Origin of the sequence: Gardnerella sp. 26-12, from assembly GCF_001660745.1 — a bacterium.
Lineage (GTDB): Bacteria > Actinomycetota > Actinomycetes > Actinomycetales > Bifidobacteriaceae > Bifidobacterium > Bifidobacterium swidsinskii.
In genome coordinates this window covers 1-7,386 of the sequence record NZ_LWSR01000101.1, presented here as the reverse complement: position 1 = coordinate 7,386, position 7,386 = coordinate 1, and the positions used below count along the sequence as shown (strand labels likewise).

General features: G+C 39.7%; 6 protein-coding genes, 2 tRNA genes and 1 riboswitch. Of the genes, 5 read left to right on the top strand and 3 right to left on the bottom strand.

Annotated features, from left to right (window positions below; genetic code table 11):
• Nucleotide 1: 1 nt before the first annotated feature.
• On the top strand, nt 2-481 hold the full coding sequence (locus A5295_RS05205; protein WP_368664374.1) for a DUF3021 family protein: 480 nt from the start codon (nt 2-4) through the stop codon (nt 479-481).
• Between the two features lie 315 nt (nt 482-796).
• Here the strand turns inward: A5295_RS05205 and A5295_RS05200 are convergent, their stop codons facing one another.
• Complete coding sequence (locus A5295_RS05200; protein ID WP_064622004.1) at nt 797-1,201, bottom strand: pyridoxamine 5'-phosphate oxidase family protein; 405 nt, start codon at nt 1,199-1,201, stop codon at nt 797-799.
• Nucleotides 1,202-1,606: 405 nt separating this feature from the next.
• Between A5295_RS05200 and A5295_RS05195 the strand changes: the two genes are divergently transcribed.
• The 4 genes from A5295_RS05195 (at nt 1,607) to A5295_RS05180 (ending at nt 5,902) form a co-directional block, all read left to right on the top strand.
• The gene (locus A5295_RS05195) at nt 1,607-2,554 is read left to right on the top strand and encodes a DMT family transporter (protein ID WP_231875294.1); all 948 of its coding nucleotides are present in this window, start codon (nt 1,607-1,609) and stop codon (nt 2,552-2,554) included.
• A 190-nt stretch (nt 2,555-2,744) separates the two neighbouring features.
• Complete coding sequence (locus A5295_RS05190; RefSeq protein WP_064622000.1) at nt 2,745-3,821, top strand: hypothetical protein; 1,077 nt, start codon at nt 2,745-2,747, stop codon at nt 3,819-3,821.
• A gap of 166 nt (nt 3,822-3,987) precedes the next feature.
• Nucleotides 3,988-4,060: transfer RNA gene (locus A5295_RS05185), tRNA-Ala, on the top strand.
• A gap of 114 nt (nt 4,061-4,174) precedes the next feature.
• Nucleotides 4,175-4,361: riboswitch (Lysine riboswitch) on the top strand.
• Between the two features lie 149 nt (nt 4,362-4,510).
• The gene (locus A5295_RS05180) at nt 4,511-5,902 is read left to right on the top strand and encodes an amino acid permease (protein ID WP_180963752.1); all 1,392 of its coding nucleotides are present in this window, start codon (nt 4,511-4,513) and stop codon (nt 5,900-5,902) included.
• Nucleotides 5,903-6,017: 115 nt separating this feature from the next.
• Here A5295_RS05180 and A5295_RS05175 read toward each other — a convergent pair whose 3' ends face one another.
• Together A5295_RS05175 and A5295_RS05170 are read right to left on the bottom strand one after the other, a co-directional pair.
• The gene (locus A5295_RS05175; RefSeq protein WP_012914293.1) at nt 6,018-6,899 is read right to left on the bottom strand and encodes an ATPase; all 882 of its coding nucleotides are present in this window, start codon (nt 6,897-6,899) and stop codon (nt 6,018-6,020) included.
• 181 nt (nt 6,900-7,080) lie between these two features.
• Nucleotides 7,081-7,156, bottom strand: a tRNA-Asn gene (locus A5295_RS05170).
• Between the last annotated feature and the right edge of the window lie 230 nt (nt 7,157-7,386).

Below are 7,386 nucleotides of genomic sequence, written 5' to 3'. Positions count from 1 at the left end.
GATTTTAATACTTAAAAAGGAAACGATTATTATGGAAAAGCAAGTTACAACTTTTGGTAAAACAATGGTAAAAAACATTGTTAATGGCATTGGCATAGGGTGCACTATTTTTACTGCAATCAGTTTTGTGTCGAGCTTGTTAGCAAATACTGCGGTTGGAAACAGAATTGCATCTTATGCTGTAGCAACGTTTGTTATAGGCATAAGCTATGGAGTATTCGCTATTTTTTGGTCGAATGAGCGTATGTCAAATCTTGCAAAGTTCGTTTTTGCACTAGTACCACCAATTGCTATTCAATTTATTGTATCGGTGATTGTTGGATGGATTTCGTTCAAAGATGAGCCAGCTGTGATTTGCGGATGGATTGCGTTCACTGTTATTTTCCCGATTGCGATTGCTGCAATAATTTATTACTTCGAGAAGAAGAAAGCGGAAGAAATGAACACTAGACTGCAAGCATTGCGTAAAGAAAGCAAGTAAAATAGTTACAACTAAATAATCAAGTAAAGAATTGAGTGGTGTTCATCTTCGCCGTTGAGGACGAACGCCACTCGATATTGTATGACGCCTACTATAGACGTACTAATTCGGCGTTTTGCGCGACGACCTGCTTTCGCGCTCAGAGCGTAGCGCGCGAAAGCAGGTCGGAGCGGAAACTCGCTAAAGTTGGAAGTCCAGTGGACTTCCAACGCGAGTTTCGTAGCGAGCGCGTTAACCGAGCGAGCGTCCTTCGTTCAGTGCGAAAAATCTCAAATCTCTACCACACTAATATCCACACGACTGAATAACTACGCACTAATCTTTTGCAATAGTTTTGCCGGCAGTAGCTCCAGAAGTCAAGTCCTGAATCTCAGTGATTTCCATAACTGGAACTGCAGCCGGCTTCTTCGTACCTTTTTCTTCAGCCATACGCACTTGCTCTTCGTAAATCGCGTCATCAGTGTGAAGGGTAACGGTTCCGCGGAAGCGATAGCCCTTCTTTTCTGCCAAATTAGCAACTGCTACAACCAGCTGGCTGCCGTCTTGCAAGTTCTTATAATGCTGACCTGCAGTGCGCTCGTGGTAGGCAAGATGGTTGTCGTCGAGTACGAACATAGACATTTTTGGTCCCAAATCAAGCTCGCCATCTTTGCTCACTGTTGTAATCCAAGCCAAATTATTCGCAATAAATTCTTTCATATCTGCGCTAAGAGTTGCCATAATATTCCTTTCCTAACAAGATTGCGCACTTTCTTCGTACGCAATTTATAAGCCTACATTGCTACATTACGCTGATTTAAAAGTGTATACGAGCGTGTAGCGTAAAAAAATTGTAAGTTGTGATATAAATCACCCAATTCTTTAATAGTTTCGTGGGCGAAATTTATACAGCAAAATACTTGATTGCCACTGTTTTCTGAAGTGTATATCGGAAATTTTACGAAGGAACGCCAGAAAGTTGTACTTTTCACGATTTTACGGCTATTCTGTCTATTTTATAAGCTAAAACGCTTTATAAAAGAAAAATTTTAAAGAATCAACTTTTATAGTTGAAGGGGAAACATTATGAAGGTGAAATATGAAACAGCTAAATCTATAGCTGAACCGCTTTCGGATAAATCGGGCATGTCTCAAGGCAAAAGTGTTCATACTGCTCAGATTATGTTGTTGATTTGTGCTGCTATTTGGGGTGGCAGCTATGTTTCTTCAAAATATGCTCTTGAAGTGTTTCCTGTGCAATGGCTTATGGGCGTTCGTATGGTTGGAGCTTGCACAATTATGGCTGTTATTTTTTTCGGTACGCTTCGTAAAACTTTTACAAAAAAGCTTATTGTTCCTTCTTTGCTAACTGGAATTACGTATTATGCTACTTTAATTTTGCAAACTGAAGGGTTACGTTCAATTGATCCAGGTCGTAGCGCGTTTTTGACAGCAGCATATTGCGTAATTACGCCATTTTCTGCTTGGTTAATCGTCAAGAAAAAGCCAACTCTTTTAGGATTAGTAGCTGCAGTTATGTGCGTTGCTGGAGTAGGTTTTGTGGCATTAAAACCTGGAATGCTTGTGCTCACATTGTCTTATGGAGATTTTCTTACTCTATTATGTGCTGCAATTTTTGCTTTTAATCTTACGTTCCTTGCGTATTATTCTCGTAAATATAATCCAGTTACGTTAACTTTTGGGCAATTTGTTGTTTCAGGCGTACTTTTTGTAGCTGGTGCGCTTATTTGTGAGCCTTTGCCAAACTTTAACGCTGCTGATCATTTCTCTATTTTTGCTAATATGTTCTACCTTACAGTAGTAGTAACAGTAGTTGCACAAATTATGCAAAACTATAGTTTGGTGAATCTTTCTACTGCAAACGCTTCTGTGATTATGTGCACTGAAAGTTTGTTCACGCTTTTATTCTCTACTGTTCTTTTTCATGAGCATGTTTCTAATATGGCTTTTGTGGGATTTGCTTTAATATTTGCTGCAATTATTACTGCAAGCTTAGGTGAGCATTATTGTGATAAAAAAGCGAATTGTGAGCTTTCTTACAAAGATAGAGATTTTGAGGTTGCTAAGTCTTAGGCATTTCAGTTTTGTGTAGCTAAGTTTTATGTATATAAGACTTGTGATTTTGTTGTAAGAATGCTCTGGCAATACTGTGCAATTTTTGCGTAGAGTGATACCATCATTGTTGTAATAATATTGGTAGTGGAATTTGCATATTTGCCATGCATTTTGGCATTATATTTGCATAAATAATTAAGGTGCATAAGTGAAGAATTTCTTCAAAGGCATATCGTTTACGCAAGTATTAGCTGGATCGCTCGCTGCAGTGACTTCGTTTTTACTTGCTTCGAAAATTGGTATTGCTGGTTCAGTTATTGGCGTAGCTATTGGTTCTATTGTCTCAGCAGTAGCATCGCAGTTGTATCAGAATGTTATTCACGCTTCATCGCGTAAACTTTCGGAAGTAAATCCGAATACTTCTACAGAACAGTCTAATTTTAGTAATGTGTCAGATTCTAGCGTGCGTTCAAATGGTTTAGAGAATGTTGATTCTAAAAGAATTGGAGATGATATTCATATGCAATATTCATCAAATTCGTTGCAATGTAATACTGATCCTTCAGATGACAAAAATATGGCTGTTCAAGATGCAAGATTTGGACGCACTGTTAGTTCGCAAGTCCGTAATCCAGAATTAGAAAATACGCGTATTTTGGAATTGTCGAAATTACGTGAACAGCATGAAGAAGACATGGAACTGTCGGAAGGCACAATTCCAGAGCCGGTGCCGTTATCTAAGGTTGTTAGTGAAAACTACGGTTACTCTTCTAGATCTTACCAAAATAGAAACGATCATCGTACAACAATTGTTGTTGCTGTTATAAGTGCTCTTATGGCTGTTATTGTTACTGCAGGTGCTGTTCTTTTGTTTACACAAGGAAAAGGCACAGACAACATTGATAAGCCTGAAGAAATTAGTCATGAGCAACAGCAAAATCAACCACAACCTAAGCAACGTCTTAATACGAATACTAATCAAGACCATAAGAAATCTCATGATGATTCTGATAGTAAAGATGGTAATGAAGATGAAAATGATGAACATGGCAATGAAAATGCAGATAGTTCGACAGGTGGTCATTCCGATAATGATTTAGGTAGTGATACTAACAATGATTCAGGAACGAATTCAGGTGATGCTGCTAGTGGGAATAGTGGATCGGGTGCTGATAGTTCTGATGCAGGTGCTGGATCTGCTGGATCTTCGGGATCTACTGGTTCTTCAAACAATGTAACTTCTCCTGGTAATGGTGATCAATCTGGAAGTGCCAATGGTAACTAATTTTCGAATTGGTTCTTGAATTGGTTTGCCGAATTGGCGACTAAATTGTTAGTAGAATTCGCAGGATTTTTGGAATTTGTAAGTTGAATTCGACACGCCGCATTTGGATAGAACGGCTATTTGTTGTAACCTATCAAAGGTTCGTTTGAACGGCATAAGTAAAAACGGGGCTATGGCGCAGCTGGTAGCGCATCTCCATGGCATGGAGGGGGTCGGGGGTTCGAATCCCCCTAGCTCCACAAATTTTAAACGTCACCTCTTTTTGGGGTGGCGTTTTTTGTTATTATTTTTTAATTTTTATGCGCCACGCCGTATTTTTTACTGTTTGTCTGCAAGTCGTACTAATAATGAACACCATCGACCAGAGGTCGCGCTCGACAAGAGTAGTAAGCATGAGCCAGGGAAAGCGTTAATTGCTTACAAAAGGGGAGAGCGCCGAAGTTTACTGCTTAATCCCAAAAGTAGTGAGCTGGGACTTGGCTTAATATACCAAGGACTGTCGCAGTGATTTGGCATCCGCTGCGGAGAGCTATCGACACGCTTGCTTTTGCTTGCTTGTTTTGCCTCTGATTGTCATGAAAGGAGGAAAAATGAGTAGCTCATTATCATCTACTGCTGCACAGAATACTCAGCAGAATACTCATCAAAATAACGATGTCCATCGAGGATTAAAAACCCGACATATTTCCATGATTGCTTTAGGTGGCAGCATTGGCACCGGCTTATTTGTTGCTAGTGGTGCAACAATCCATATGGCTGGTCCTGGTGGTGCTTTGCTTGCTTATGGTGCGATTGGCATTATGGTGTACTTCCTTATGACTTCCCTTGGTGAAATGGCAACATTTATGCCTATTAGTGGATCGTTTGCATCGTATTCTGGACGTTTTATTGATCCTGCACTAGGTTTCGCAATGGGCTGGAACTATTGGTTTAATTGGGCTATTACGGTTGCGGTGGACGTTAGTACTGCAGCAATAGTTCTGCAATATTGGTTCCCAACAGTGCCAATATGGATTTTCTCACTGTCGGTTCTTATGCTTATTTTGGTTATCAATGTGCTTACAGTTAAGTGCTTTGGAGAAACTGAGTATTGGCTTTCTATTATTAAAGTGTTGGCAGTAATCGTATTCCTTGTTATCGGTTCGCTTACGATTGTTGGCATTGTTGGCGGCAAAGCGCCATTCTTGCAAAACTTCACTCATAAGGACGCTCCATTTGCAGGCGGTGTTCCTGCAGTGTTGTGTGCGTTCGCTATTGCAGGCTTCTCTTTCCAAGGAACTGAGCTTATTGGTATTACTGCTGGAGAGTCTGCAACTCCTGAAAAGAGTATTCCAAAAGCTGTAAAGCAAGTGTTCTGGCGTATTCTTCTCTTCTACATTCTTGCAATTTTCGTTATTGCTTGCATTATTCCTTATACTGACAAGAACTTACTTGGTTCTGATGTAACTGATATTGCTATTAGTCCGTTTACGCTTGTGTTCCAACGTGCAGGGCTTGCAGCTGCAGCGGCAGTTATGAATGCAGTGATTCTGACTTCTGTTATTTCTGCAGCAAATTCCGGCATGTATGCTTCAACAAGAATGCTTTATTCGCTCGCAAAAGAAGATAATGCTCCAAAAGTATTTGGCAAGGTAAGTCTTCGTGGTATTCCTGTTCCTGCGTTGATTGCTACATTTGTAGTTGCTTTATTTACTTTCTTTATGAGTATTTTTGGTTCGCAAATTTACATGTTCCTGGTTGCTGCAAGTGGTTTGACTGGTTTTATTGCTTGGGCTGGTATTGCTGCAGCTCATTATCGCTTCCGTAAAGCATACTTGGCTCAAGGTCATTCCTTAGATGAATTAGTTTATCGAGCAAAGTGGTATCCGTTTGGTCCTATTGTTGCGTTCTTCTTATGCATTCTTGTTATTGTTGGTCAGGATTTGCATTCATTTGCAACGCTTAACTGGCAGGCTATTGGAATCACGTACATGTCCGTGCCGCTATTTATCGTTCTATACGTTGGTTATAAGATTAAAAATCATACTCGAGTAATTCCTCTTGAAGAAGTCGATTTAACTCATGTTCGAGTAGCAAAATGAACGAATAGTTTGTAAAGTTCAACATCGTTTACGATGTAGAGTTAGATAATGTAAAAGCTCCCAGTGATATACGCTGGGGGCTTTTACATTGAGTCAGATAACAGAGCAATATGTTTTATGGTTGTTGTGAACCTGCTATTATGTCCGGGGCTGGTTTTTTATCAGAGGAATCTTGGTCGCCCTTTTTTGCTGTATCATTCGGATCTTCTTGACCACTATTTCCTTTAGGGTTTCCGTCGCCAAATCCGTCTTCGCTGCCTTTTGGATTCTTATCTTTTTCTTTGTTCTTTTCCTGTTCCTTGTTCTTGTCTTTGTCTTTTTCCTTTTCCTGTTCCTGCTCCTTCTTCTTGTCTTTTTCCTTGTCTTTGTTCTTGTCTTTGTCTTTATTCTTATTCTTCTCAGTTTTCTGTTTCTTAGTGTCTTGAGTATTTGTCTTCGGCGCTGGTGTTGGCTTTGGCTTTGGTGGGACAACATTTGAACGCTGAATTACAATTCCAGTTGATTCATTTATCTCTTGCTTCTTTGTTTCTTCGTCTTGCTTGTCTTTGTCTTTATCTTTTTTGTTATTTTCATCGATTAATGTAACAGCCAACTCGCGCACTCTTTTTGCTTTGACTGCATACCATTCAGAAGCAGCTAAAGCTTCTACGCTTTGGGAACCAAGTTCTTCAGGAGAGTTTGCTGTGCAAGATACTGCGTCAGGAACCTTTTCGCTCATGATTTTAGCAAGTTCTTTTGCGTTATCAGAGTCACCTTTTGTGAGATCTGTTATTATGCTGTTGTGTACTAAACTTTTCCATACGGCTTTGGCTTTAGAAACTTGTGCAACTTTTATTTCGCACTGTTTGCGAGCTGCTTTAGTGCGTTCAGTCTGCTTCATATACCAAAGTGTGCCAACTGCGCCAAGAGCTAAAGCTAGCACAACAATTCCCACAATGAGAATAATGAGCTTTTTCTTTTGACTCTTTTCAACACTATCGGAGCTATGTTGATTCATATTTGTCCTCTGTTATCTATTGCTGCTCAACATTAGCGCATTTAAATACGCAACTTGTTTATATAATACGCCAAAATGTTTATGTTAGCCACGCTCATGAGCACTAAACAATCAAGATTTTGCTTGTGGATACAAGTCGTAATATTTAACGCAAAAAGCCACTGGAAAACCAGTGGCTTCATGGCTCCTGCGGCTGGGCTTGAACCAGCGACCATTCGATTAACAGTCGAACGCTCTGCCAACTGAGCTACGCAGGAATATCTTGTACTCAACTAAGCGCTGTGCACAAGACATTTATATTACACGTAATTTTCAAAGATGCAAATATGGCGTGTTTTGGCGTGTCGAAACAGTGATTATAAGCATATGTTTTATCCACAATGCTTTAAAAGCTTATGATTTTCGCAAATTAGCTGCAAAACTTTTATAAAAGTCGTTTTATAAAAATATGGATGGGGAATATATGTGCTGTCTCTTATACACATCT